This is a genomic window from Streptomyces venezuelae, from assembly GCF_008642355.1.
Lineage (GTDB): Bacteria > Actinomycetota > Actinomycetes > Streptomycetales > Streptomycetaceae > Streptomyces > Streptomyces venezuelae_B.
Genome location: NZ_CP029193.1, coordinates 276,822 through 302,945 on the forward strand (window position 1 = coordinate 276,822; position 26,124 = coordinate 302,945).

Annotated in this window: 20 protein-coding genes and 1 pseudogene; 10 read left to right on the forward strand and 11 right to left on the reverse strand. The window is 71.7% G+C overall.

The features are described from left to right. Positions 1-390: 390 nt before the first annotated feature. Positions 391-1,809 carry a tetratricopeptide repeat protein gene (locus DEJ47_RS01215; protein ID WP_150164065.1) on the reverse strand — a complete coding sequence of 473 codons (1,419 nt, stop codon included), beginning with the start codon at positions 1,807-1,809 and terminating at the stop codon, positions 391-393. 254 nt (positions 1,810-2,063) lie between these two features. Between DEJ47_RS01215 and DEJ47_RS01220 the strand changes: the two genes are divergently transcribed. Beyond that, a complete protein-coding gene (locus DEJ47_RS01220) occupies positions 2,064-4,199 on the forward strand; it encodes a M6 family metalloprotease domain-containing protein (RefSeq protein WP_150164066.1) in 2,136 nt (711 codons plus the stop codon). A 42-nt stretch (positions 4,200-4,241) separates the two neighbouring features. Here DEJ47_RS01220 and DEJ47_RS01225 read toward each other — a convergent pair whose 3' ends face one another. Further along, complete coding sequence (locus tag DEJ47_RS01225; protein ID WP_150164067.1) at positions 4,242-5,399, reverse strand: epoxide hydrolase family protein; 1,158 nt, start codon at positions 5,397-5,399, stop codon at positions 4,242-4,244. A 414-nt stretch (positions 5,400-5,813) separates the two neighbouring features. Here DEJ47_RS01225 and DEJ47_RS01230 point away from each other — a divergent pair, with 414 nt between their 5' ends. Next, positions 5,814-6,596, forward strand: a complete 783-nt coding sequence (locus DEJ47_RS01230) for an arylamine N-acetyltransferase family protein (RefSeq protein ID WP_150164068.1) — start codon at positions 5,814-5,816, stop codon at positions 6,594-6,596. 99 nt (positions 6,597-6,695) lie between these two features. Beyond that, the gene (locus DEJ47_RS01235) at positions 6,696-7,172 is read left to right on the forward strand and encodes a VOC family protein (protein ID WP_150164069.1); all 477 of its coding nucleotides are present in this window, start codon (positions 6,696-6,698) and stop codon (positions 7,170-7,172) included. Positions 7,173-7,206: 34 nt separating this feature from the next. Here DEJ47_RS01235 and DEJ47_RS01240 read toward each other — a convergent pair whose 3' ends face one another. Then, positions 7,207-7,956, reverse strand: a complete 750-nt coding sequence (locus DEJ47_RS01240) for a class I SAM-dependent methyltransferase (protein WP_150164070.1) — start codon at positions 7,954-7,956, stop codon at positions 7,207-7,209. Positions 7,957-8,108: 152 nt separating this feature from the next. On the opposite strand from DEJ47_RS01240, the gene DEJ47_RS01245 reads away from it, so the two are divergent. Beyond that, positions 8,109-8,951, forward strand: coding sequence for a hypothetical protein (locus DEJ47_RS01245; RefSeq protein ID WP_150164071.1), 843 nt, complete (start codon positions 8,109-8,111; stop codon positions 8,949-8,951). Here DEJ47_RS01245 and DEJ47_RS01250 read toward each other — a convergent pair. After that, a complete protein-coding gene (locus DEJ47_RS01250) occupies positions 8,933-9,430 on the reverse strand; it encodes a GNAT family N-acetyltransferase (RefSeq protein WP_150164072.1) in 498 nt (165 codons plus the stop codon). The genes DEJ47_RS01245 and DEJ47_RS01250 overlap by 19 nt on opposite strands. Positions 9,431-9,529: 99 nt before the next feature. Further along, a pseudogene (locus tag DEJ47_RS01255) lies at positions 9,530-12,346 on the reverse strand (alpha/beta hydrolase family protein). A 168-nt stretch (positions 12,347-12,514) separates the two neighbouring features. On the opposite strand from DEJ47_RS01255, the gene DEJ47_RS01260 reads away from it, so the two are divergent. From DEJ47_RS01260 to DEJ47_RS01270, 3 genes are all read left to right on the forward strand, one after another. After that, positions 12,515-12,958 carry a DUF3093 family protein gene (locus tag DEJ47_RS01260; RefSeq protein WP_150164073.1) on the forward strand — a complete coding sequence of 148 codons (444 nt, stop codon included), beginning with the start codon at positions 12,515-12,517 and terminating at the stop codon, positions 12,956-12,958. Between the two features lie 357 nt (positions 12,959-13,315). Continuing rightward, positions 13,316-13,756 carry a subtilase-type protease inhibitor gene (locus tag DEJ47_RS01265; protein ID WP_150164074.1) on the forward strand — a complete coding sequence of 147 codons (441 nt, stop codon included), beginning with the start codon at positions 13,316-13,318 and terminating at the stop codon, positions 13,754-13,756. A 183-nt stretch (positions 13,757-13,939) separates the two neighbouring features. Then, complete coding sequence (locus DEJ47_RS01270) at positions 13,940-14,662, forward strand: cupin (RefSeq protein ID WP_150175361.1); 723 nt, start codon at positions 13,940-13,942, stop codon at positions 14,660-14,662. On the opposite strand, the gene DEJ47_RS01275 is transcribed toward DEJ47_RS01270, so the two are convergent. The 4 genes from DEJ47_RS01275 to DEJ47_RS01290 form a co-directional block, all read right to left on the reverse strand. Further along, entirely contained in the window at positions 14,647-15,069 is a 423-nt protein-coding gene (locus tag DEJ47_RS01275) for a hypothetical protein (protein WP_150164075.1), read from the reverse strand. The genes DEJ47_RS01270 and DEJ47_RS01275 overlap by 16 nt on opposite strands. Before the next feature lie 30 nt (positions 15,070-15,099). Continuing rightward, positions 15,100-16,329: a CaiB/BaiF CoA transferase family protein gene (locus tag DEJ47_RS01280; protein WP_150164076.1), complete on the reverse strand. Its 1,230-nt coding sequence runs from the start codon at positions 16,327-16,329 to the stop codon at positions 15,100-15,102. A 41-nt stretch (positions 16,330-16,370) separates the two neighbouring features. Continuing rightward, positions 16,371-17,246: a TauD/TfdA dioxygenase family protein gene (locus DEJ47_RS01285; RefSeq protein ID WP_150175362.1), complete on the reverse strand. Its 876-nt coding sequence runs from the start codon at positions 17,244-17,246 to the stop codon at positions 16,371-16,373. 255 nt (positions 17,247-17,501) lie between these two features. Further along, positions 17,502-18,371, reverse strand: coding sequence for an SAM-dependent methyltransferase (locus tag DEJ47_RS01290; RefSeq protein WP_223828186.1), 870 nt, complete (start codon positions 18,369-18,371; stop codon positions 17,502-17,504). Positions 18,372-18,644: 273 nt separating this feature from the next. Here DEJ47_RS01290 and lpdA point away from each other — a divergent pair, with 273 nt between their 5' ends. Both lpdA and DEJ47_RS01300 read left to right on the forward strand, forming a co-directional pair. Beyond that, positions 18,645-20,048: a dihydrolipoyl dehydrogenase gene (lpdA, locus tag DEJ47_RS01295; RefSeq protein ID WP_150164077.1), complete on the forward strand. Its 1,404-nt coding sequence runs from the start codon at positions 18,645-18,647 to the stop codon at positions 20,046-20,048. 139 nt (positions 20,049-20,187) lie between these two features. Then, complete coding sequence (locus DEJ47_RS01300) at positions 20,188-22,350, forward strand: MMPL family transporter (RefSeq protein WP_150164078.1); 2,163 nt, start codon at positions 20,188-20,190, stop codon at positions 22,348-22,350. Positions 22,351-22,370: 20 nt separating this feature from the next. Here DEJ47_RS01300 and DEJ47_RS01305 read toward each other — a convergent pair whose 3' ends face one another. Together DEJ47_RS01305 and DEJ47_RS01310 are read right to left on the reverse strand one after the other, a co-directional pair. Then, the gene (locus DEJ47_RS01305) at positions 22,371-23,678 is read right to left on the reverse strand and encodes an MFS transporter (protein ID WP_150164079.1); all 1,308 of its coding nucleotides are present in this window, start codon (positions 23,676-23,678) and stop codon (positions 22,371-22,373) included. Next, positions 23,675-24,145: a hypothetical protein gene (locus DEJ47_RS01310; RefSeq protein WP_150164080.1), complete on the reverse strand. Its 471-nt coding sequence runs from the start codon at positions 24,143-24,145 to the stop codon at positions 23,675-23,677. Before DEJ47_RS01310 ends, DEJ47_RS01305 begins: the two co-directional genes overlap by 4 nt. A gap of 430 nt (positions 24,146-24,575) precedes the next feature. On the opposite strand from DEJ47_RS01310, the gene DEJ47_RS01315 reads away from it, so the two are divergent. Beyond that, a complete protein-coding gene (locus DEJ47_RS01315; protein ID WP_150164081.1) occupies positions 24,576-26,105 on the forward strand; it encodes an MFS transporter in 1,530 nt (509 codons plus the stop codon). Positions 26,106-26,124 lie beyond the last annotated feature (19 nt).

Below are 26,124 nucleotides of genomic sequence, written 5' to 3' on the forward strand. Positions count from 1 at the left end.
GTCGGGTTCGGCAGGCACGGACGACCCTCTGCCGGTGCGATCGCCGCACGTCAGGGGGTCCAGCAGGATTTCCCCTCAATCTTCACCGCGCTTTGACGTGAGCAAGTCCGCCTGCAAGCCGGACTCTCGACCCACGGTCGCTGTACTGCGTCGGGCGGAGTGTCATCCCCTGGGAGGAGAGCGGATCTCCCTTTCTAGGCCACAGGGTGCAGTCACGTGTCAACGGTTTCTTCATCATTGGCGCGGAACCGTCGACTCCCCTTATGCCGCACCGCAGCTCGGCCCGCATACCTGCACCCCACACGCATCCACATCCGGAAGCGACGGATACAGCCGCTGGCCGGATCACGCCGTTCCCGCCGCCCCGGGTCGTCCGCGCCGGCCCGCGCGTCAGCGCTTGAGCGCCGCCGCGCCGTCGGCCGCCTGCTCGTCCGCCCTGGCGCGGGCCACAGCGGCTCGCGCGTCCTCCCCCAGAGCGTCGGCCAGGCGGGCCTGGGCCAGCCAGTTGTACGGGCAGACCGGGCGCAGGTTGACGCGCTCGCTCAGCAGGGTGCGGGACAGGTCGTGGCGGCCGGCGCGCAGAGCGGCCTCCAGGAGCGTCTTGTGCACGGCGTCGCGCTGGGCATGGCTCCCCCCGTACTCCGCCAGGCGGTGCCGTACGGGGAGCAGAAGGTCCACGGCCCGGTCGTAGTGGTGCTCCCCGTACGCGATCAGCGCCCGGCAGACGGGCAGCCCGACGTCCGCGGTCATGGCGTGGTTGGACACGCCGGGGCCACCGCACGCGACGTAGTGCTCACGCGCGCGCACGAGGCGTTCGGCGTCGGCGGTGCGGCCCGCGCCGACGTAGGCCATCACGGCGTGCACGTCGTTGAAGGCGTAGTACGGGCCGTCGTGGCGGGCGGCCCAGGCGTCGGCGAGCGGCCCCCACCGGTCGCCCGTGTCCTGCCCGGCCAGCCGCAGCCGCCACAGCAGAGCGGCGGCGTCCAGGAGTTCCATCGCCGCGCCGGTCGACTCCGCGTGGTGCAGGGCCGCGTCGTAGACCTCCAGGACGCGCGTGATGTCGCCGGCCTCCAGGGCGTAGAGGCAGTAGTGCCACCAGTTGTGCACGTTGAGGTAGTTGCCCCTCGCCCAGTCGGCGGTGCGGGCGTCCAGGTAGCGGATGCCGTCGGCGAACCGGCCCTGCATCTCGTAGGTGTGCACCACGGCGTGGATGCCCCACACGTCCCGCGGCCTGCGTTCGACGGCGGCGAGGCCGGTCTCCCGCGCCTGTTCGTAGTGGCCCGACTCCTCGAGGCCGAAGGCGTACATGCCGAGGACGGGGCCGTACTGCGGGTCCGCCGCGTCCCAGGCGGACAGGGCGCCGCCGATCCGGTCGCGCAGACGCGCCGCGTCGCCGGTGAAGAAGTCGATCTGGTGGCCGACGGCCAGCGCGAGCACGTCGCGCGGGTACTCCACGGAGATCTCGCCGAGCACCCGGCCCGCCTGGTGGAGGTCGCCCCTGAGCCAGGAGGTGGCGGCGGCTACGTGCATCCGCTCGCGCGGTGTCATCTCGCCCCGGTGCACGTGCTCCTTGAAGCGTTCGAACGTGACGCGGGCGTCGGCGGCCTCCTTCTCCTCCGTGCCGAGCAGGCCCAGGTGGGCGGCGAGGACGTGACCCATGACCGAGCGGGGCGCGACGGCGAGCAGCCGGCGGGAGGTGTCGGCGACGTCGGCGCGGAAGAACAGCAGGTGTTCCAGCGCCTGTTCGTAGAGGGCCGCGGCCTCCTTGCCGGTGCGGGACATCGGGTGGCCGTGCCGGTCGACCGCCATGGTCGGCTCCTTCCGCTCGAAGACGCGCCGGGCGGGTCAGGTGTGCGCGGCCCGCCGGCTGAGGGAGCACCAATCCTGCCCGCGGCGAGGCCACTTGACGCCCCGCTGCCGACGCGGAACCCGCCACGGGGCGCCCTGGAGGCACTCTGGCATCACCGCTTCGGGCGGCCTACCTTGGCAGCGGTTGACGCACCACTCGAACGGCTTGTCACGCACTTGTCCCTTTTCTCCCGGCAAGAGGCACGAGGTGAGCCATGTTCCTCCGTCACAGACGCACCGAACACCCCAGACGCCCCGTACACGGGCCCGCTTCCCGCACCCGTCCGCGCCGCCGTCCGGCCCGTCGCGCGACCGTCCTGGTCGCCGTCCTCGCGGCCCTGGCGACGGCCGCGGTGGGGACGGCCCGCGCGACGCCGGACGAGACCGGTCCCGCCGACCGCGGCCGGCCGTCACTCGCGCGGCCCATCGACCCGCAGAACTGGCGCAATCCCGATGACATGACGTGGAGCGAGTACCGCTCCGTGCCCGGCACCGACTGGGCGAACCCCGACATGAAGCCCACCGACAGGACGTTCAAGGGCGCCCTGGTCCTCCTCGACTACCCCGACGAGGAGTTCACCGTCAGCAAACCGGCGGGCTCGACGGTCTTCGGCAATCCGCAGACCACCGCGTCCGGCATCCCGCGCGACCGCCTCCCGCAGTTCTACGAGGATTTCCTGAACAAACCCGGCGCGCTCAACCGCGGCCACACCATCAACGAGTACTGGATGGAGGACTCCGGTGGCCGCGTCGGCGTCGACCTGAAGGCCTTCGGTGTGTACCGGATGCCGTTCAAGTCGTTCCAGTACGGCATCGAGCCCGGCATGAACCCGGGCGCCTGCCCCGTCGACAGCACGTGCGGCAAGGACATCCGCACCAACGCCAAGGCGGCCTGGGTCGCGCAGGTCGGCGAGGCCGAGGCGGCGAAGTACGACTTCGTCTTCTATCTGACCGCGGGGCAGGACGAGTCCTCCACGTGGCAGGAGTTCGGCCAGATGAAGTTCGGCTCGGAGGGGCAGGTGCCGGGGACATGGGGCCCGCCGTCCCCGATCCTGTCCGGCTCCAACGCCGCCACGACCCGCTACGTGCCGTGGACGTCCTGGCAGGCCGCCGCCCGTATCTGGCCGAACGCCGTCACCGGCTCCTCCACCCAGGCCGAGAGCTCGGGCATGGGGGTGTACGCCCACGAGCTCAGCCACATACTGGGCATCGGCGACAACTACAACAACCCCTACGGCAAGCCCCTGAGCCGCGCCTACACCGGGATCTGGAGCATGCTGTCGCGCGGCTCGTTCAACGGCCCCGGCGGACCGCACACCCGCTGGAAGATCCCGGCCACCGAGGGCGGGTCGATGGGCTCCCAGCACATCCTGCGCGACAAGCTGAAGCTCGGCATCGTGGACGAGAAGAACGTGCTGCGCCTGGACCGCGACGCGCTCGACGAGTCCGGCATGGTCGTCGCGAAGGTCACCGCCCGGTCCGCGCCGCCCGGCGCGCGGGGGCTGTCCGGCGTGAACATCGCCATGTCCCGTGACCTCTCCCCCGCCTGCGACCGCGCCACCGACCCGCTGTGCGACGGCGGCGGCTACGAGAACTACACGGTCGAGGTCGTGGACCGCATGGGCATGGACTCCTTCACGCCGGACAACGGCGTGCTGATCACCAAGACCAAGAACCAGGACCGCGCCCCGTTCGCCTGGGTGATCGACGCACACCCCGAGGACATCGACATGGTGGACTTCGTCCGCCCCGACGGCACCGAGCAGAAGATCACCATGGGCGACTACCGGCAGCTCAGCGACGCGCTCTTCCACGCCGGGGCGGACTCCGGCAGCTCCTACGAGTACGTCGACCGCGCCAACCGTCTGCACTTCTACGTCACCGACATCCGGCGCGGCCGCTCGGGTGTGCTGTCGTACACGATCGCCGTGAAGTCGCTCGACGGCGCGGGGCCGCAGCGCCGCGGGACCGCCCTGCACCGCGGCGAGGCCTCCGGCAACCCCGTGAAGGGCCGCGCGACCTGCACCTTCCCGCTGACCAACACGGGCCGCGCCCTCGCGGACCCGCCGGGCGAGCACCCCGAGGACGCCGCCCGCTACCTGGACTCCGACGTCTACCGGCTCTCCGCAGCGACCGCGGGCGGCGGCTGGTCCGCCTGGCTGCCCAACAAGCTGGCCACGGCACGGGCGGGTGCCACGGTCGACGTGGACGTCGCCGTCTCCGCGACGGCGGACGCCCGGCCGAAGGGGCGGCTGACCCTGACCGCCCGCTCGGTCAGCGACCCGCACAAGGCGGCCACGGCCACCTGTTCCCTGACGAAGAAGGGCGGCGGGAAGAGCGACGGCCGCTGACGGCACCCCCGCGAGTTCTTCCGCCGTCAGCCCGGCAGTCCGTCAGTCCGCGGGCCGCAAGGGGCGGAAGAACTCGCGCAGTTCACGCGCGACCTGCTCGGGCTCCTCGTGCGCCATGAAGTGACCGCCACGCCCCGGGGTGCTCCAGTGCCGCAGATCGGTGAAGACGCGCTCGGCAAGGCTCTTCGGGTAGTGCGCGAAGGCCGGTTCATGGCTGAGGGTGATCGCGCCGGGCACGGTGATGGGCGGCACGGGGGTGTTGTGCCGTACGTAGTCGTAGTACTGCCGGAACGACGAGCCGATGCAGCCGGTGGCCCAGTACAGGGTGGCGACGGTCAGCAGGGTGTCCTTGTCCCAGCGGGCCTCCAGGTCGCCGTCGCAGTCGCTCCAGTCCCGGTACTTGTCGATGATCCAGGCGAGCAGGCCTGCCGGTGAGTCCCGCAGGGCGGCGGCGAGCGTGTCGGGGCGGGTGCACATGATCTCGCTGTAGCCCTGGTCCTCGGCGTCGTACGCGTCCAGATGGTCCAGGTAGGCCTGCTCCTCGGGGGTCGGCGGCCGCGCGTCGAAGTCCCCGGGGACCACAGCGGAGGTGACGTGCACGCCGACGACGTCCTCGGGGTGGCGGGCCCCCAGCCACTGGGTGACGCCGCCCCCGATGTCGCCGCCGAAGGCGCCGAAGCGCCGGTATCCGAGGGTGCGGGTCATCAGCTCGTGCCAGATCCCGGCGACGCCTCTGCGGGTGAACGGCCCCTCGGGCAGCCCGGAGTGGAGGAAGCCGGGCAGGGAGGGCACGACGACGTCGAACGCGTCGGCCGGGTCGCCGCCGTGGCCGCCCGGGTCGGCGAGCCGCCGCGCGAGGGGCAGCATTTCGACGTAGCTGCTCGGCCAGCCGTGGCTCAGGATCAGCGGCAGCGGCGCGGGCGCGCCCTCGGGCCGTACACCGCGCAGGTGCACGAAGTGCACACGGGTGCCCGCGACGTCGGCGACGCGGTGCGGGAAGGTGTTGAGCGCGGCCTCGGCGGCGCGCCAGTCGAAGCCCTCCGCCCAGTGGGAGACGAGGTCGCTCAGGTAGTGGGGGTCGGTGCCCGCGGCCCAGTAGGTCGGGGCGGAGGCCGCGGTGTAGAGGGTGCGGCGCAGGCGGGTGCGCAGGTCGTCGAGGACGTCGTCCGGGACGGAGACCTGGAAGGGCGTGACGTGCACGGTGAAGCGGTTCCTTTGCTCAGGAGGGTGCGACGTTCGGTCGCGGAGGGGGGCGCTCCTGGCGGTGGCGTCGCGTCTGCGGTGCAGGCGACCGGGTGTCCGGCGTGGGACGTCAGACGAGGCCGCGGACGCGGGCCGCGGGCAGGAGGGCCCGGACGGGGTGCTGCGTGCTGTGCCGCGCGGTCATCGGGCTCACCTCCATGCGTCACTCGTGTCGTCGCGCGCCGGGTGCGGCGCGTACGTCGTCGGCGATCATACACACGTACGACGGTGCGCCACCGCCGAATTGACGGCCCCCGGCACGACCCACCCGTCCCTCCCGCCCTCGTCCGGAAGTCCTAGGACCGACGGACGGCGCCGACGCGGTCCGGGGCCTGTGGCCGGTCCACCGCACCGCGGACCACACTGGTGCGCATGGACACCGAACGGATCGACGCCTACCTGCGGCGCATCGGCGCCGAGCGCCCCGCCGCCCCCACGTCACGAGCCCTGCACGACCTGCATCTGGCGCATCTGCGCAGCGTGCCCTTCGAGAATCTCTCGATCCACCTCGGCCAGGACATCGAGCTCACCGACAAGGCCCTGGTGAGCAAGGTCGTGGACGCCCGCAGGGGCGGTTTCTGCTACGAACTCAACGGCGCTTTCGGCGCGCTCCTGAAGGCCCTCGGGTTCGACGTCGTGCTGCTGCAGGCCCGGGTGTACGACGACGCGGGAGAGCCCGGCATCCCCTTCGACCACCTCGCTCTGCGGGTCCGCACGGAGGACGGCGGCGACTGGCTCGCGGACGTCGGTTTCGGCGCCCACAGCGAGCTGCCGCTCGCCTACGCGGACCGCGGGGAGCAGGCCGACCCGGCGGGCGCGTTCCGCGTCGCGGAGACTCCGGACGGCGACCTCGACATCCTCAAGGACGGCAAGCGGCAGTACCTGGCCGACCCGCGTCCGCGCGCGCTGTCCGACTTCAAGGTCGGTGCCTGGTACCACCGCACGTCGCCCGACTCGCACTTCACGCGGTCGCTCGTCTGCTCCCGCCTCACGGCGAGCGGCCGCGTCACGCTGAGCGGGCGCACCCTGACGACGACCGCGGGCGGCGAGCGCGAGACCCTCGAACTGACCACGGAGGCGGAGGTGCTCGCGGCGTACGAGCGGCACTTCGGCATCGCTCTGGACCGGGAGCCGCACGTACGGGAAAAGGAGTGACCGGTCCGCCGTGTGGCGATGAGTTCCGGGGGGTGCGACGGTCCACATAGGCAGAGACGAAGGCGGACAGGACCGCCGCGTACGCGACAGGAGAACGTCATGCCCAGGATCACGCCAAGCCTCTGGTTCGACCTGCAGAGCGAGGAGGCGGCGAACTTCTACGTCTCGGTCTTCCCCAACTCGGAGATCAAGAGCATCTCGTACTACGGCGAAGGTGCCCCGCGCCCGGCGGGCACCGTCCTGACCGTGGAGTTCGTCCTCGACGGCCAGCACTACACGGCGCTCAACGGCGGGCCCCAGTTCACGTTCAACGAGGCCGTGTCCTTCCAGATCTTCTGCGCCGACCAGGACGAGGTCGACCACTACTGGTACAAACTGTCCGAGGGCGGCGAGGAAGGCCCCTGCGGGTGGCTGAAGGACAAGTACGGCCTGTCCTGGCAGGTCGTCCCGACGGTGCTCGACGAACTCCTCACCGACCCGGACGCCGAGCGGGCCCAGCGGGCCATGCAGGCGATGCTCGGCATGAAGAAGCTGGACGTGGCGGCGCTGCGGGCGGCGGCCGACGGCAAGCCGTAGCGCCCGGTCCCGCCGTGCCGTCCGGGCGGCGGCGCTATCGCTTCCGGGCCACGACGAGGCGCCAGTGCGGGCTGCCGTCCGGGCGGCGCCCGAAACCCTCCAGGGGCAGCAGGCGTACGTCGAACCCCGCGGCCGTGAGGTCCTCGCGGACCGGGCCGAGCGGGAAGGTCCGGTAGTACATGACGAACGGCGGGCGCCACAGGAGGTTCCGGGCGCGCATCACGGCGTCGAAGCCGAGCAGTGCCCAGTACCAGGGCGAGGCGAAGGGCTGCGGGGCACCGATCGGGAACGCGAAGAGGCCGCCGGGGCGCAGCGCCCGGTGGACGCCGGCGAAGAGGGCGGGGCGCTCCGACGGGAGGAAGTGGCCGAACGCGCCGAAGCTGACGGCCAGGTCGAAGCCGCCGTCGAAGGGGCCCGAGGGCGGGAGGGCGCGGGCGTCCGCCCGTACCCAGTCGACCGCGGGTCCGTCCGGACCACCGGCGTCCCGCGGCACCGCACGCGCCGCGGCGGCCAGCATGCCCGCACTGAAGTCCACCCCGGTGACGCGCTCCCGGCACAGCGGGAGGAGCGCCTCGACGCCCGCACCGGTTCCGCAGCACACGTCGAGGCCGGCGTCGAAGGGGCCGAGCGGGCGCAGCGCCTCCGCCGTCGCCGCCAGGAACCGGCCAGGCGTACGGAAGGGCGTGCGGTCGAACTTGGGGGCGAGCAGGTCGTACCCGTGCTCGGTGGACGACAACGCCTGAACGGCGAGTTCACGCAGCGTGGGACCCTGGGAGGAGAACATCGTCTCCAGGGTAGTCAGCGGGGCGGTGGGCCGGGTCCGCGGCGGGGCGGTGCCGTGGCCGGATACCGCCACGAGGTCTATCGGGGGGCGGCGAGGGTCCGGTAGGAGTGCACGTCTGCCTCAGACCCTTTCCTCGCTCCCGGAGGTGCCCCATGGCCGCAGACCGGCACAGGACAAGCAACGCGTCGGGCAAGACCCGGTTCGACGACATCTACGACCAGCCGGACCCGCGCGCGTACTTCCGGACGCTGGCGCCCTTCCGGTACGAGATCCCGCAGCACGCCCAGGCGGTCTTCCGCCGCACCCGCGACCTGCGCGCACGGGTGGCGGGTGACGAGGGCCCGGTGACCGTGCTCGACCTGTGCTGCTCGTACGGCATCAACGCGGCGCTGCTCAACCACGACCTGACGCTCGCCGACCTGTACGCGCACTACACGAGCGAGGAGGCCGCCGCGCTCACGCCGCCCGAGATGGTCGAGCGCGACAAGGAGTTCTACGCCTCGCGGCGGCGCGCCGATGCCACACCGGTCATCGGCCTGGACATGGCGGCGAACGCGACCCGTTACGCCCTGGACGCGGGCCTGCTCGACGAGGCGTACGCCGAGAACCTGGAGCGGCATCCGCCCAGCTCCGAGCTGCGTCGCGCGATGGCCCGCACCGGCCTGATCACGGTCACCGGAGGCATCGGCTACATCTCGCACCGCACCTTCGACGCGCTGCTCGACTGTGCACGGCTGCCGGTCTGGGTCAGCGCGTTCGTGTTGCGCACGGTGCCTTACGGGCGGATCGCCGAGACGCTCGCGGCGCACGGCCTCGACACGGTGACCGACTCCTCGCGGACCTACACCCAGCGGCTCTTCACCAGCGCCGACGAGCAGCGCGACGCGGTGCGGCAGGTGCGGCTGGCGGGCGAGGACCCTGAGGGGTACGAGTCGGAGGGCCGCTATCACACGCGGCTGCACGAGTCGCGGCCGCGTCAGAGCGTCAGGGCGTAGCTGATTCCCGGGCGGCCGTCGAGGCGGATGTGGCCGACCGGCACGAAACCGGCCCGCGCGAGCACGGTCTGCGACGCCGGGTTGTCGAGCGTCGTCGCGGCGCGCAGCCCGGTGAGGCCGTACGCGGTGCCGGCGAGGCCGCACATCTGCCGGACGGCCCACGTGGCCAGGCCCTGGCCCGCGGCCTTCTCGGCGATCCGGTAGCCGAGTTCGGCGCCGCCGTCCGCCACGTCGATGAGGTTGACCCGCCCGATGATCTCGCCGCCGTCGCCCACCAGGACGTGGAAGAAGCAGACCCCGGCGGCCTGTTCGGCCAGGCGGGCGCGGCACATCGCGTCGAAGTCCCGGAAGAAGGCGTCTCCGCGGTCGGGGACGGAGGCCGCGAAGTAGGCACGGTTGGTCTCCTCGAAGGCGCGCAGCGCGGGCACGTGGTCGGCGCGGAGGAGCTGCAGGTCGGGGAGGTTCGCGGGGTCGGGCATGGGAGAACTGTAATGAGCCCGGCCCGGCCGTGTCCCGGTGAGCCTCACGACGCGACGGTCAACCCGGCTCAGGCGCAGCCGGGTTGACCGTCGCGTGTACTACGACGCGTCGCGGACCGTGCCCGTGACCACCGGGCCCGGCTGCGGCCGCCACCCCGTGTCGTAGACGAAGAGCCGGCCCCTGAGGGACTCCTCCGGCTCGCCGAGCTCATCCTTGCGCGTGGGGATGCTGACGTCGGCGGTCGTCTCGCCCGCGGGCACGCTCACGAACAGTCCCTGGTCCTGCTCCAACTCGGACAGCGGCCTCTCCGGGCGTGGTTCCGAGCCGAGCTCGTTCTCCAGCCACTCCGGGTCGACGTCCAGGGTCGTCAGTTCCGGACCGCCGTCGACGGGCTGGAAGGAGAGCGTGGCCATCATGTCCACGTCGACCGGCTCCGACAGCGTCATCCGCTACTTCAGGGCCTTGCCCTCGGTGACCCGGTCCGCGACGGGTTCGAGGGTGACCTTCGGCGCGGGGTCGTCGTTCAGTGCGAGCACGCCGCCGTGGTACGAGCCGACCACCGCGCCGCGTACCGCCTTGATCAGCGCGTCGTACTCGGTGTCGTAGTTGTAGCGGGTGTCGCCGCGGACCTTGAGCGGCACGTCGACACGGTCGCCGGGACGTACCGTCAGCGTCCGGTGCGCGACCTCGCCCGTCTCGGTGTCGGGCACGAAGACCCGGACCTTGCCGCTGCCCTTGCCGGACACCGTGACGGGGACGCGGTAGGTACGCGCTCCGGAGTCGCCCTCCTGGACCGTGATCCGGCCGACGTCGACACGCGGCAGCTGCGCCGCCCGCACGGAGGGCGTTCCCGGGCGCCAGCCCCAGGCGTCCATGAGCCACGCCTTGCCGGAGCGGGTGCGCGGCGTGAGTTCCACGGTCTTCACCCGCTTGAGGTCCAGCTTCTCCCGGACCGTGGGCGACAGCGGTACGCGCACCTCGCGACCCCAGTAGGAGGCGGTGCGGTCGCTGCCCGGCAGTCCGTCCACGCTGACCCCGCCGAGCTTGGCGCGACGGCCCGCGGCGTCGACGAGCGCGACGTCGAGGCGGGTCCCGGTGGTGTTGGGCGGCACGATCACCCGCAGCGCCAGATCCTTCGCGCCCGCCAGGGAGACCGGGCGCGCCGGGCTCACCCGTACCGGGGTGCCCGCTCTCGACCAGCGCATCGCGACCGCGTCGCGGCCGGGTTCCGGGGCGAGCTCCCATGCCGCGAAGTGCGGTGACCCGCCCGACGTGTTGGGCGGCAGACAGGCTTTGGCGTCGTCGGGAGCGACCTGCGCACAGACACGGCCGCCCTCGACCTTGGTGGAGGGGCCGGGCAGCAGCGCCTGTGTGCGGTGCGCGCCCACCGCGTGGGTCAGCACTCGCGCGGGGTCGGCCGACGGAGCACGTCGGCCGGAGCCGTCGAGGAGGGGGCGCACCCGGTCGTCGCCCGCGACGAACAGCCGGGCCGCCGCGGCTGTGTACACGGCACCGGCGGTCTGCTGACGCGACGCCGTGAGCCGGGTCCTCGTGCCCTTCGAGCAGACCGGGTCGGGGGCGTCGGAGGAGAAGTCGTCAACGGAGGGTGCCGTCGACTGGCCCGGCGTCCACTCGCTGTTGAAGAAGTTGTGGTTGGCGCCGACCATGTACACCGCGCTGTGCAGGGCGGTGCCGCGGCTGACACCGCGCGTCCCGTCGGCGTAGAGCTCGCCCTGGAGGTCGGACACGTCTCCGTCGCAGCCCGGCAGGATCGTCACGGACGGCACGTCGGGGGCCGGGTTCTGGCTGAAGAGGGTCGGGCCGATGAGGACGTTGCCGCGTATCTTCCAGCGGACCGGGCCGCGGTGGCCGTCCTGCGCCGCGGGCGGGCGGTAGAGGCTGTCCAGAGCGGCGCGGTCGACGCCCTCGCCGCCGCGGGAGTGGCCGACGAGGAGGACGCGGGACGGGTCGGCCGGGGCGACGTCGCGCACCGCGTCCGGAGCGGTGGACCGGTTGCCCGCCCAGTCGGCCCAGCGGGCGAGGTGCAGCCGCACCAGCGACGAGCGGGCCTGCGCGCCGCCGTCCTCGGCGAGGTGGTCCTGGCCGTTGATGCCGTTGGCGGCGATGGACACGGTGACGTACCCCTGGGAGGCCAGGAGTTTCTGGGCGCGCTGATAGCCCTTCTGGCTCGGCACCGGCTTCAGGCCGGACGCGCAGGGCCAGTTCATGGCCTCCTCGCCGTCCGGCCCGTAGCAGGTGTAGTGGCGGCCGTGCAGGAAGAGGGCCAGGGGCCGCTTGCCGGGGGCGTCGGCGGGGCCGACCACGTGGGCCTTCATCTCCACCGGCGCGGGGAACCCGGGCAGGCGCACCGACTTGAGCGTGTACGAGCCGGTGACGGTGCGGTAGCGGCCCGGGACTCCGGGGTCGACCGGGTTGGCGGGCAGGGGCGCCTCAGGGCGGGCGGCCCGGCCTGGCCGCGGGGTGCGCGACTCGGCGCCGGACCCGGCCTCGTCCAGGCGGCGCCCGGCCGCCAGCACCTTCAGCTCTCGCGCGGAGCCGATGCGTGCGCCGCGCAGCGGCAGCCGGAAGGAACGCCCGTCCCGCGCCGCCACGGGCCGGCCCAGGAGCCGGTCCCCGGCATGGAACTCGACCCTCGCGTCACCCATCGGCACCGGGTCGGACGAGGTCCACACGAGTTCCTTGCCCTCGCCCTTGCCGGTCAGCCGCCAGCCCTCCGGCAGTCCCGCACCGCCCTGTCCGTCGCTCGACGCCGACGCCGGGGGCGGCCCGGTCGGCGGGGGTTCGGCGGCCGACCCGGCATGGGCGACGCCCGGCGACACCGCCGCGAGCGCGAGCACCGCTAACGCGGCGGTCGCCCCTTTCAGCACACGTCTCAACGTGATTCTCCTTGCCATCAAGCACATCGGGGCACGCCCACGGGCACTGAAGTCCCATGGGTCACACCGAACTCACGTGCCCCGCCTACTCCTTCGATGACGGGAATCGACGGCCGGGAGTTGCCTGCCGGTACGTGTGGGGAACCCCCCGCCGGACGCCGCGCGGTTGCCTGCCAGGATGCGGTCATGCACATCTACGAAGAGCGGCTGAGCGTCCCCCGCTCCTGGTGGGGGCTGGTGGCGCTCGGCGGCGCGGGGCTGGCCGTGGCGGCGATTCCCTTCGGCGCGCTCGCCGCGGTGATCGCGGCCGCGCTCGGCATCGCCGTGTCCGCGACACTCGTGCACCTGCACGGCAGGGTGCGCATCCTCGTGACGCCGGGGTCCCTCGTCGTCGGCAAGCGGGTCATCCCCATCGAGGCGCTCGGCGCGACGGAGATCCTCGACGAGCGGGAGGCCTTCGAGTGGCGCACGGCACGGGCGAACCCGTACGCGCTGCTGCTCCTGCGCTCCTACGTCCCCACCGCGCTCCGCATCGAGCTGCCCGGCGCCTGGGGCGGTGCGCCCTACGTCTATGTGTCGACGCGGCAGCCGATGAACCTCGCCGCCGTCCTGGCGTTCGCCCGGGGATGACCACCGCGGGAGCGGTCACCAATCCAGGGGTGCAGATGCTGAAATGCCAACGATTCGTAAGGATGGCGGGCGATTCAGCGACGATTTCCGGACGATGCGAGTAGTCGAAGAGAGAACCAATTTTACGTTTCCGCAGGTCAAACGGTCGTTTCTGGTTATACCATTACCGTTCGTCCATATGCTGGACAGGCGCCACGGAACCGCTCCCACCACCCCTGAGCTGCCCGAACGAGCGTGCGGTCACCGCTCACCGGAACGCCACATCCGGAAATCGACCATCCGGATGGCACTCACTCTCCGCACCGGCAAGACTCCTCACCGCAGTCACCAACCGCATCGATCGAAGGAGAGTTCACCATGCGTCGCACCCTCAAGGCCGTGGGAGCAGCCGCGGCGGCGGCCACCTGCGTCCTCGCCGCGACGGCAGGCACCGCGCAGGCCGAGGCCCCCAAGGCGGAGAGCCTCTACGCACCGTCCGCCCTCGTGCTGACGGTCGGCCAGGGCGAGAACGCCGAGTCGGCGGCGGTGGAGCGCGCCGTGACGCTCACCTGTGCGCCCCGTCCCGGGGGAACCCACCCGTCGGCGGCGGCGGCCTGCGCCGAACTCGCCAAGGTCAACGGGCAGTTCGCCCGGCTCGTCGGCGCCTCGTCCGACGCCATCTGTACCAAGGAGTGGCGTCCGGTCACCGTGTCCGTCGTCGGCGCCTGGAACGGCAAGCACGTCAACTGGACGAGCACCTTCGCCAACCAGTGCACGATGAAGGCGGGTCTCGGGGAGGGTGCGGCACTGACCTTCTGACGGGATCACAGACCCTGACCACACTCAGGGGATGTCCCGGTGACCTTTCGTGGGGGAAGGCGGCCGGGACGCGGGGCGGCCCCCGGTGTCGGGCGACACCGGGGGCCGTAGTGTTTCCACCGGTATCCGACCCGGCGACGTCGCGAGGAGTCCATGGTGAACCGACCGCCCCGAGCGCAAGCGATGCCCGTCCCGTACGAGGGGCTCCCCGGCGGCATCGGGGTCTCCCGGCTGAGCGTCTACAACTGGCCGGCCGGCGACGGCAGGCGCGGCGGAACTTCCCATCTGCACCTGACCTGCTCGGAGGGGTACGCGGTCACCGGCGGGAGCGGCGCCGTGCAGACCCTGACCGCGGACGGTTTCCGCGAGACTCCCCTCTCCCCCGGCGCCCTGGTCTGGTTCACCCCCGGAACCATCCACCGCCTGGTCAACGACGGCGGACTGACCATCAACGTGCTCATGCAGAACTGCGGGCTCCCCGAAGCCGGGGATGCCGTCCTGACGCTGCCGCCGCCGCTCCTCGCCGACCCCGGGACCTACCGCGCCGCCGTCGCCCTGCCCTCCGGCGGCAGCGAGGCCGAGCTGGCGGCAGCGACCCGGCGCCGCCGCGACCTGGCCGTCGAGGGGTTCACGGCACTCCGCGAGGCGACCGAGACAGGGGACCCGGAGCCGCTCGCCGCCTTCCACCGTGCCGCCGTCGCCCTGGCCCAGCCGCCGGCGGCGGCGTGGCGGGAGCGCTGGCGTGCGGGTGCGGCCGCCGCGGCGGAGGCGACCGGCGACCAGCTCGACCGCCTGGAGCGCGGCGACGCCGGCTATCTGGCGCGGGCGGCGGTGCGAGCCGAACGGCCCGTGATCCGGGGCCGGTTCGGGATGTGCGGGCGGCTGGACGTCTACGACGTGGCGTGAGCGGGCACCGGGTCCGGGTTCCCGGCGCGTTCGGCGAGTCTGCGGAGCACGCGGGCGCGCAGCAGTTCGTACTCCTCGCGGCAGCGGCGGATCTCCGGCGGGCGCGCCATGACGGCGCCCTCCGTCACGATCTCCTCCGGCGCGAACTGCTCACGGGTGAGGTCGATCTCCACGCCCGCGCCCAGGCGGTTCCACCAGTGGTAGTCCGTGCGGACGCCGTCGACGAGCACCTCGCCCCGCATGAGCTCTCCGCCCAGCAGGTCGTGCAGCACCAGTGCCGTCACACCGCACTGGCCCCGCGCCGGGTTCTCCGGAGGCCAGTTGTTCGTCGAGTCCGGCGGATAGGTGTCCGCGCCCCAACTGTCCCGCAGGGCCGCCTCGATGTCCGTGAGTCGCAGTGGTGTCATGCCGGACACCCTCGCACCCGCCACTGACAATCAGGCGTCGTCCCTGGTCACGGCCGCCCGCACCACCCCGCGTCCGACCGCCCCCTCGATCGCCTCCTCGTCGAACCCGCGGGCGGCGAGCACCTCGCGCGTGTCCGCCCCCGCGTCCCGCACCTCGGCCCGCACCGGGGCCGGTGTCCGGGACAGGGAGACGGGCGAGGCGAGACCGCGGTAGTCGCCGTCCTCGACGACGAGGCCACGGTGGCGCACCTGGGGTGCGGTGAGTGCCTCGGCGACGTCGTGCACGGGCGAGGCCGGGATGCCGCGGGCCGTGAGGTGCGCGGTGAGTTCGGCGCGGGGGCGGTCCGCGATGGCCTGCTCCAACTCGGCGCGCAGCTCCCGCTGGTGGCGTACGCGGTCCTGGTTGGTGCCAAAGCGCGGGTCCTGGGCCAGCTCGGGCACGTCGAGTACGTCCGTGAGGGCGCCGAACTGCCGGTCGTTGCCGACGGCGACGAAGAGCGGGCCGTCCGCGGCGGCGAAGCAGTCGTAGGGAGCGATGCTCGGATGCGCGGAACCGGTGCGGCGCGGCACGGCACCGTCGGCGAGCCATGACGCGGAGTGCGGGTGGAGGAGGCTGATCACGGTGTCCAGAAGCGCGCAGTCGACGAGTTGGCCGAGTCCGGAGCGGTGGCGTTCGTGCAGGGCCAGCAGGATGCCGGAGAAGGCGAGGATGCCGGTGACCTGGTCGACGACGGGCACGCCGACGCGCAGCGGCGGCCCCTCCGCCTCGCCGTTGACGCTCATGAGGCCGCCGTAGGCCTGGAGGACCGCGTCGTATCCGGGCTGCCCGCCGAGTGGCCCGTCGGTGCCGAAGCCGGTGACGCGGCAGTGGACGAGGGCGGGGAACCGGCGGCGCAACTCGTCGTCCGGGTAACCCCACTTGGCGAGGGTGCCCGCCTTGAAGTTCTCCACGAGCACGTCGGTGCCGAGCAGCAGGGTGTCGAGGATGTCGCGCCCCTCGGGAACGGACAGGTCGACGACGATGTTCTTCTTGCCGCGGTTGAGGTTCCGGTAGTAGGCGGAGGTGCCGGGCGCGACGAACGGCGGGCCCCAGCCGCGGGTCTCGTCGCCGGCGGGGGGTTCGACCTTGATGACGTCGGCTCCGTGGTCGGCGAGCAGCTGGGCGCAGTAGGGCCCGGCGAGGACGCGGGACAGGTCGAGCACCTTGACTCCGGCGAGGGCGCCGCCGCGTGTGCCGGGGCCGGAGGGCGGAGGTGTCATCGGCTGCTCCCAGTTCGGTCGCGTGGGCGGGGGGGGTCCGCTCAGTACGGCAGGTCACCCGCGATCGCGACGCGCTCCGCGACCCGCCGGTGCGGGGCGTAGTCGTCGACGGCGTAGTGCTGCGTGGCACGGTTGTCCCAGAAGGCGACGTCGCCCGCCTGCCAGTGGAACCGGACCTGGTACTCCGGCACGTGGGCCTGACGCACGAGGTGGCCGAGGAGCCGGTCGCTCTCCTCGCGGTCCATGCCGACGATGTGCGTGGTGAAGGACGTGTTCACGAAGAGCATGCGCCGCCCGGTCTCCGGGTGCGTGCGCACCACGGGGTGGGTGACGGGCGGGAAGCGGTCCTGGAGCGGGGCGAGCCGGTCCGGGCCGTAGAAGCGGGCGAAGCCCGGGATGAAGTCGTGCACGGCACGGGCTCCGTCGATGCGCGCCTTGATGGTATCGGGAAGGTTGTCGTACGCCGCCGCCATGTCCGCCCACATCGTGTCGCCGCCGACCGGCGGCACCTCGTGCAGCTGCAACACGGCGCCCAGCGCGGGCCGTTCGCGGAAGGTGACGTCCGCGTGCCAGACATTCTCGAACGTGGGCGTGGCGCTGCCGCCCTTGTCGAAGCGGACGACGTCGTCGGCGGAGCCGCGCGCGAGCAGCGGGTTGGTCTCGAGCTCGCCCCAGTTGAGGGCGAAGGCGCGCTGCTGCTCGGACGTGATGCGGGCGCCGCGGAAGAACAGGACCTTCCACTCCAGCAGGGCCCGGTTCAACTCCTCGCGCAGGGCGGCCGTCAGCGGGCGGGCGAGGTCGACGCCGCGGATCTCGGCGCCGATGACGCGCCCCTGGGGCACGACGTCGAAGAGCTCGTAGGGGCGCTCCTGCCAGTCGTCGGGCAGGCGGCGCAGGGTGCGGCGGCCCTCGTACATGCCGTCGGCGGGGACGCGCGCTTCGCGAAGAGCGGTGGTGGCGGCGGGCTGGGGTGCGACAGTCATCGGGTCTGATCCTTCGGATGCGGGAGCGGACGGGCGTGCAGGGCGGCGCGGAGCGCGGCTCCGTACAGCTAGCGGCCCGATCGCTCGCACCCGCGCCGCCACGGGACGTCGAATGTCCGTACGGCGGCGGTCAGGTGCTGGATCATGATCGTCATTGTGGGGCGTCCACCCCCGCGGGTCAACCGTCCGCTACGGCTTGCGCAGCACTCCGCCGTACTCGTAGATCCCCTTGTTGGCCTCGGTCACGCCGAGGTACGGCACGAGGTCGGGGTCGACCGGCTCCAGAGCGGGCTGGTCCGGGTCGGGGCGCCAGTCGACGAGGTTGACCACGCCGGGCTCCACGGGCTCGAGACCTTCGAGGAGGACGTCGACCTCGGCGGGTGTCCGGGTCTGCCACGGCACGCCGCCGCCCGCGATGTGCTCGGTCATCCTCGCGCCGCGCACCGGGTCCTCGCAGATGACCTGCGAGAAGCCGACGAAACTGCCGGGGGCCGCGCGGTCGATGATGGTGCGCAGGACGCGGCGCGGGTCGTCGGCGTCGACGAGGTGGTGGCCGACGGACAGGAAGAGCGTGGCGACCGGCTCGTCGAAGTCGATGAGCCGCACCAGGTCGGGGTGGTTCAGGATGGCGTCCTGGTCCCGCATGTCCCCCATGATGACCGTCGTGGAGGAGTCGTCGGCGAGCAGCGCGCGGCCGTGCGCGAGGACGATCGGGTCGATGTCCACGTAGACGACGCGGGCGTCGGGTGCGAAGCGCTGGGCGACCTGGTGGACGTTGTTGTCGGTGGGCAGGCCGCAGCCCATGTCGATGAACTGGCGGATGCCCCGCTCACGGGTCAGGTATCGCACCGCCCGGTAGAGGAACTGGCGGTTCTGCCGACAGATGTCGACGACCTCGGGGAACGAGGGCACGGTGGAGAGAATGAACTTCCGGTCGATCTCGTAGTTGTCCTTGCCGCCCAGCATCCAGCCGTAGCCGCGTGCCGACGTCGGGACGTCGTAGGGGATGGACGGGTTGGACGGCCCGGACACCGTCTCGGACTGGTTGTCACTCGCCACAGCGCGCTCTCCACCTCTCCCGCAGGATTCACGGAACGTGTTCCTTGTCGCGACACTATCCGGTGATCCACGTTCGGGTGAATGAAGTACGGAAACTCAACGCCCCTGCGGGAGGCGCGGGTTGGCGGGGGTTCCTGGCCGTGCCCCCGGGCCGGGTCGGAGCGGGGTCTGTGGTGTCCCTCACCCGCCGACCGTCCTGGCCCGCTCATGACGGATGATCGGGGCAGAGCCATCCGCACCACCTGATCCGTACCACCCAGAGAGGACCTCCCCATGGAAGACCGCTTCGACGTCGTCGTACTCGGAGCAGGACCCGGCGGCTATGTGGCCGCCATCCGCGCCGCCCAGCTGGGCAAGCGGGTCGCGGTCGTCGAGGAGAAGTACTGGGGCGGTGTCTGCCTCAACGTCGGCTGCATCCCGACGAAGGCCCTGCTGCGCAACGCCGAGCTGGCCCACCTCTTCACGCACGAGCAGAAGACGTACGGCATCAAGGTCGACGGGCAGGTCTCCTTCGACTACGGCGAGGCGTTCAGCCGCAGCCGCACGGTCGCGGACGGCCGGGTCAAGGGCGTCCACTTCCTGATGAAGAAGAACGGCATCACGGAGTTCGACGGCCGGGGCACGTTCCTGGACGCGAACACGCTGCAGGTCGCGAAGTCCGACGGCACGACCGCCACGATCGGCTTCGAGAACTGCATCATCGCCACCGGGGCCACACCCCGCCTCCTGCCCGGCACGAGCCGCAGCGAGCGCGTGGTGACGTACGAGGAGCAGATCCTCGCCGACTCGCTGCCGCGCTCCATCGTGATCGCGGGCGCGGGTGCCATCGGCATCGAGTTCGCGTACGTCCTGCACAACTACGGCGTGAAGGTCACCATCGTCGAGTTCCTCGACCGGGTCGCGCCGCTGGAGGACGCGGACGTCTCCAAGGAGCTGGCGAAGCAGTACCGCAAGCTGGGCATCGACGTGATGACCTCCACGCGTGTGGAGTCCATCGACGAGTCGGGCGAGCAGGTGCGGGTGACCGTCACGGGCAAGGACGGCAAGCAGCAGGTCCTGGAGGCGGACAAGGTCCTCCAGGCGATCGGTTTCGCGCCGAACGTGTCCGGCTTCGGACTGGAGGCGACGGGCGTGGCGCTCACCGAGCGCGGCGCGATCGAGGTCGACGGCCGCTGCCGTACGAACGTGCCGCACATCTACGCCATCGGTGACGTCACCGCGAAGCTGATGCTCGCGCACACCGCCGAGGCCATGGGTGTGGTGGCCGCGGAGACCCTCGCGGACGCCGAGACGATGGAACTCGACTATCCGATGATCCCGCGCGCCACCTACTCGCAGCCGCAGATCGCCAGCTTCGGCTGGACGGAGGCGCAGGCCAAGGAGAAGGGCTTCGACGTCAAGGTCGCGAAGTTCCCGTTCCAGGCCAACGGCAAGGCGCACGGCCTGGGCGACACCGTCGGCTTCGTCAAGATCATCAGCGATGATACGCACGGTGAGATCATCGGCGCCCACCTGATCGGCCCCGACGTCACCGAGCTGCTGCCGGAGCTCACCCTCGCCCAGCAGTGGGACCTCACCGTCCACGAGGTGGCGCGGAACGTCCACGCGCACCCGACCCTCGGCGAGGCCGTCAAGGAAGCGGTGCACGGCCTGGCCGGACACATGATCAACTTCTGACCGGCCGTCGGCGCCACGGGCGCCCCGCCGCGGCACGAGTGGCCGGAAACGAGTCACTCGGGTGGCGGGGCCGCCCGCTCCGGTCGATCCTGGGCGGAACACGACTGTTTGCCTCGGGGGCGAGGAGAGGCAGTAGCCGATGTTCTCTGGCCTGGGTCGATTCGTGGTGCGCCGCCCCTGGTGGATCATCCTCGCGTGGGTGATCGCCGCGGGCGCCGTCATCTCGCTGGCGCCGAAGCTCACCTCCAGCAGCGACGAGGCGAGTTTCCTTCCGGACCACTACGAGTCCATTCGCGCGGCCGACGTCCAGGAGAAGGACTTCCCCCAACAGCAGAACGTCGGCGCGATCATCGTCTTCCAGCGCTCGGACGGCGGGAAGCTGACCGCCGCCGACTCCGCCGACGTGGCACGCGTCTCCAAGGATCTCCAGAACCGGAGGATCCCCGAGGTGCAAGCCGTCGTGCCGGGCGAGGTCTCGCCCAACAAGCAGGTGCAGACCTCCGTCGTCGCCATGCCGAAGCTCACCGACCCCGAGGACACCGCGCAGCAGGACGCCGTGAAAGAGCTGCGGGACGACCTGAAGCCGGAGTTGAAGGGCACGGACCTCTCCGCCGGTATCACCGGCTCGGCGGCGCAGGCGCTCGACGAGAGCGACGCCTCGAAGAAGGCAGGGCTGCTCGTCGGCGTCGGCACGATCGTCATCATCGTGGTGCTGCTGCTCGTGATCTTCCGCAGCCCCATCATCGCGCTGCTGCCCGTCGTTCTCATCGGTCTGATCTCACCGATGGCGACCGGTCTGATCGCCTCCGCCAACAAGGCGTTCGACATGAAGGCCGACTCATCCATCCAGGAGCTGCTGACCGTCGTCCTGTTCGGCGTCGGCACGGACTACATCCTGTTCCTGCTGTTCCGCTACCGGGAGGCGCTGCGCGCGGGCGAGGACCCCAAGGGCGGCATGGTGCACGCCGTGGAGCGGGTCGGTGAGGCGATCACGTCGGCGGCCGGTGCGGTCATCGTCGCCTTCGCCGCGCTGACGCTGTCCTCGCTCGGCATGCTGCGGTCGATGGGCCCCGCCCTGGCCATCGCCGTGTTCGTGACCCTCCTCGCCGGCCTCACCCTCGTCCCCGCCGTGGTGTCGCTCCTCGGTACGAAGGTGTTCTGGCCCTCGAAGTCCTGGCAGCGGGAGCCGCACGGCACGGGGTTCGCCAAGCTCGGCACCTCCATCGCCCGCAGGCCAGCCGTCTGGGCGGTGGTGTCCGCGCTGTTCATGGGCGCCCTCGCGCTCGGCGCGCTCGGCTACAAGGCCAACTTCGACCTGGCCGGGTCCTCGCTGCCCAAGGACAAGGAGTCGATGGTCGCCCTGGACGACCTCCAGAAGGGCTTCCCTGCGGGCAGTACCGACCCGACGTCGGTGTACCTCACCTCCACGAACGGCAAGCCGGTCGCGGAGCCCCGGGCCGCCGCCTTCCGCAAGCAGCTCGCCGACGTCCGCGGCGTGGGCGAGGTGGCGGCGCCGCGGCTGAACCCGGACCGCACGACGGCCTCGTACTCCGTGATCCTCTCGGACCCGCCCGCCTCCGACAAGGCCCTGGAGACCCTCAAGGACCGGCTGCGCCCCGCCGCGCACGAGGACGCCCCGGCCGGCACGGAGGCGCTGGTCGGCGGCACCACGGCGGTGTACGTCGACATCAACAAGGCGGTCGACCGCGACTATTCGGTGGTCTTCCCGGTGGCCGCGCTCGCCATCATGGTGATCCTCGGGCTGCTGCTGCGCAGCCTGGTCGCGCCCTGGTACCTGATGCTGTCCGTCGCGCTCGGCTTCGGCGCGACGCTCGGCGCGACCTCTCTGATCTTCCAGCAGATCGGCAGCCAGCCGGGCCTGATGTTCATGCTGCCCGTGATCATGTACCTGTTCGTGGTCGCGCTCGGCACGGACTACAACATCCTCATGGTGTCGCGGCTGCGCGAGGAAGCCCGTGAGGGGCGTTCACCGCACGACGCGGCGGGCACGGCGGTCCGCCACTCGGGGCCGACGATCGGTTCGGCGGGCGTAATCCTCGCGGGTACGTTCGCGACACTGATGCTCGCGGGCAACTCGACGCTCTCCCAGATGGGTTTCTCGCTCTCGTTCGGCATCCTCGTCGCCGCGTTCGTCATGGCACTGATCTTCACTCCGGCGCTGACGGCGCTCATAGGGCACGCGGCGTGGTGGCCGGGGCACGGGGACGAGAAGCGGAACGGGCGGGGCGGTGCGCGCCCGTCGGACGAGGAGACCGTCGGCGGCGCGACCCGCTCCCGGTAGGCCCACCCTCGCCCCCTGCGTCAGGCGGTCTCCGTCGCCGACTCGGGTGTGCCCGACGCCGCCGTACGGGACGACGCCTCCGGCGACTCCGCCCGCACGATCCCCGTCAGCGTCCCGCTCAGCGCCACGCACACCACGCCCGCGCCGACGGACAGGCATACCTCGGCCACCCCGAACCCGGCGGCGGCCGCGGTGACGGCGGCGGCTCCGAGAGGGCCGAGCGAGTAGTGGGTGGTCCAGAACGCGGCGGTGACCCGGCCCAGCAGATGCCCCGGAGTCACCTCCTGTCGCAGCGACATGGAGCAGATCCCGGCGACGCCGGTGGCCAGCAGCATCGTCGCCGAGAGCGCACCGATCACCGGCACGCTCCCGGTCAGTCCGAGGCAGGCGACGGCGATGCCGGCGAGCGCGACGGCGCCGGCCCAACTCGTCCCGAAGCCGAGGCGCTTGCGCACTCGGGTGACCAGGAACGAGGCGAGGAACGTACCGATCGTGCCCGCGCTCAGCACATAGCCCACCGTGCCGTCGCCGTGCCCGAGGTCCTCCTTGATCCGGAAGATGAGGACGTCGGTCATGCCGTGCGTGAGGAAGATGAACAGGGACAGCAGCACGGTCAGCGGGCGCAGCACGGGGTGCGCCCACAGGAAGCGGAATCCCGCGAGGAACTCGCCGCGCACACCGCCGCGTTCGGCGCCCCGCTCCCGCTCCGCCCCCTTGTCCCCGATCGGCCGCGGGGTGGGCCGCAGCTTGACGAGGAGGAGCCCCGCTGCCGACACGGCGAACGTCGCGGCGTCGATCCCGATGGCGACCACGGGCCCGAACGCCGCCGCGACGAGGCCCGCGAGGGTGGGCCCACCGACCGTCGCCACCGCGTAGGAGCCGTACAGGTGGGCGTTGGCCTTGATGATCTGGCCGGGCTCGACGATGGCGGGCACCACGGTCACGTACGTCACCTGGAAGAGCATCGCGAAGCCGCCGGTGAGCGGCACGACCGTATAGATGAGCCACATCGGGGTCGCGTGGAGCCAGACCAGCGGGATCAGCGCGTACAGCAGGCAGCGCGCCATGTCGGCGAGCATGAGGAGCCTGCGCCGGTCGAACCGGTCGGCGATCACACCGGCGAAGAGTCCGGTGACGATCGACGCGACGCCCGTCAGGCCGGTGACCAGACCCATCTGTACGACCGAGCCGGTGCTGTGCAGCACGAGCAGAGGGATGGCCACGAAGGAGAACGAGTCGCCGAGGGCGGAGAGCGTCTGGATGACGAGGAAGGTCCGGTAGTTGCGGTTGCGCCACAGCGAGGTGTTCGGCGGCGCCGGTTCGGTCACCGCTGCCCGCCAGCGCGTTCCGCGACCCCCGTACGTCCCGCGGCCGGCGCCTCGGTGACCGCCTGGCGGCCCGCCTCCCGGAACACCCGCTCGTTCGCGTCGACTTCGTGCACCCAGGCACGGTGCACCCGCACCGCACGTGCTGCCTGGGCCGCTAGTTCGTACCGGGTGCGCCAGTCGGCGTCGGGGAAGCCGAGGACGAGCCGGGCAACGCCGACGCGGGCGAACTCGACGATCCTCTCGGCAGCCCGCTCGGGTGTGCCGTCGACCGGCATCGCGGAGGCCCGTTCGGCGTCGATGCCGTAGCGGCGCAGCACCGCCGGGACGGGCGGCTCGTGGGCGTCGCCGTCCCGTCCGCTCTCGTGGCGCCCGGAACGCGCGCACGCGGTCGCCGCGGCGAACTCCCCCGCCTGCCTCTGCCCTTCCGCGTGCGCCGCGGGCGGGAACGCCCCCAAGCCGATGGCCACTGCCCCCCCGTCCCGGTCCAGGGGGTGAACGTTAGCGCGAGTTGCCTTTTCGTGAAAAGTGTGAGCACAGCAACCATCCCATCGGGCCTGCCATTGCTCACAGCCGAAGCAGAAATGCAAGTGGAATCCATAAAGCCGTCGAAAGTCGGTGGCCTAGGAAAGCGAGCGAAAAGTCAAGTCGGTCGACAGGTCTGCCAAAATTCGTTTTTCACGGCCCCGACCAGCGGTTTCTGGATGTTAGTGTTTTTACTCGTCCCGAGCCGGGCCGCATTTGCATCGGTGCACCGCTCGGATTGCGCTGCGGCGCACCGCCCTCTCGTGGCGGCCGCCGTCGCCCCTCACACCGGAATGGAAGGGGGCCTTCCAGGTCTGATTCCCGTTCCGGCGGAATGTGTCCGTGTCGTCCACGTATCTGCCCTGGAGCTCTTTCATGTCTGCTGACAGCACGGCTGTCACCACACCCTCGCCCGCGGACACCACCGCGTCGCCCGGCGGCGGCCGGCACCTCGGCCTGGCCCTGTTCGTCATCGCCGCGGCCCAGCTCATGGTGGTGCTCGACGGCACCATCACCAACATCGCGCTGCCCAGCATCCAGACCGCGCTCGACGTGTCCGACGCGAACCTGGCCTGGATCGTCAACTCCTACGCGCTGGCCTTCGGCGGGCTGCTGCTGCTCGGCGGCCGGGCCGGGGACCTCTTCGGCCGCAGGCTGATGTTCCAGGTGGGCATCGCCGTGTTCACGCTGGCCTCACTGCTCGGCGGGCTCGCCCCGAACGAGGGCCTGCTCATCGGCGCGCGTGTCCTCCAGGGCGTCGGCGCGGCGTTCGCCGCGCCCAGCGCGCTCTCCCTGATCGCCACGACGTTCCCCGAGGGCAAGCCGCGCAACAAGGCGATGGGCGTCTATGCCGCCATGGCGGGCATCGGCGCCACCGTCGGCCTGCTGCTCGGCGGCGTCCTCACCGACGCCCTGGACTGGCGGTGGGTGTTCTTCGTGAACATCCCCATCGGCCTGGCCGTTCTCGCCGGGACGAAGACACTCGTCGAGGCGGAGCGCCATCCCGGCCGGCTCGACCTGCCGGGCACCGTCACCGGCACGGGGGGCCTGATCACCCTCGTCTACGGCATCACGCGCGGCGGCGAGCACGGCTGGACCGACAGCCTGACGCTGTCCTGTTTCGCCGTCGCCGCCGTGCTGCTCGCGGCCTTCCTCGCCGTCCAGAGCCGCACCACGAACCCGATGATGCCGCTGCGGCTCTTCAGGGACCGCAACCGCTCCGGGTCGTTCGCCACGATGCTGTTCATCGGCGCAGGCATGATCGCCACCTTCTACTTCCTCACCCTCTACATGCAGCTGATCCTCGGCTACAGCGCGGTCAAGACCGGCTTCGCCAACCTGCCGTTCAGCCTGGGCATGGGGGTCGCCGCCGCGCTCAGCGCCAAGCTGGTCACACGTCTCGCACCGCGCGCGATCGCCGGGCCCGGTCTGCTCGTGGCGGCGGGCGGCATGTTCTGGTTCGCCACGCTGACCCCGGACTCCTCGTACACCGGGCACCTGATGCCCGCGATGTTCGTCACCGCGCTCGGCCTCGGCATGGGCTTCGTCCCGATGACGCTGGGCGCGGTCAGCGGTGTCGAGCACCAGGACACGGGCATCGCCTCCGCACTCCTGAACACCGCCCAGCAGATCGGCGGCGCGCTCGGCCTCGCCGTCCTCGCGACCGTCTCCACCTCGGCGGCCGACGACCGGCTGCCCGACGCGGCCGCCTCGCTGTACCGGGGCCTGGCCATGAAGGACCACGGCCTGGTGGCCAGGGCGGCGGACGCCCTGACCCACGGCTACACGCTGGCGTTCGTCGGCGCCGGCGTCATGTTCCTCGCCGGTCTCGCCGTGACCGCCCTCGCCATCAACGCCGGCAAGCAGGAGACGGCGGAGGGCGCGGCGCCGGTCCACATGGGCTGAGACCCCGTCCGCAGCGGCC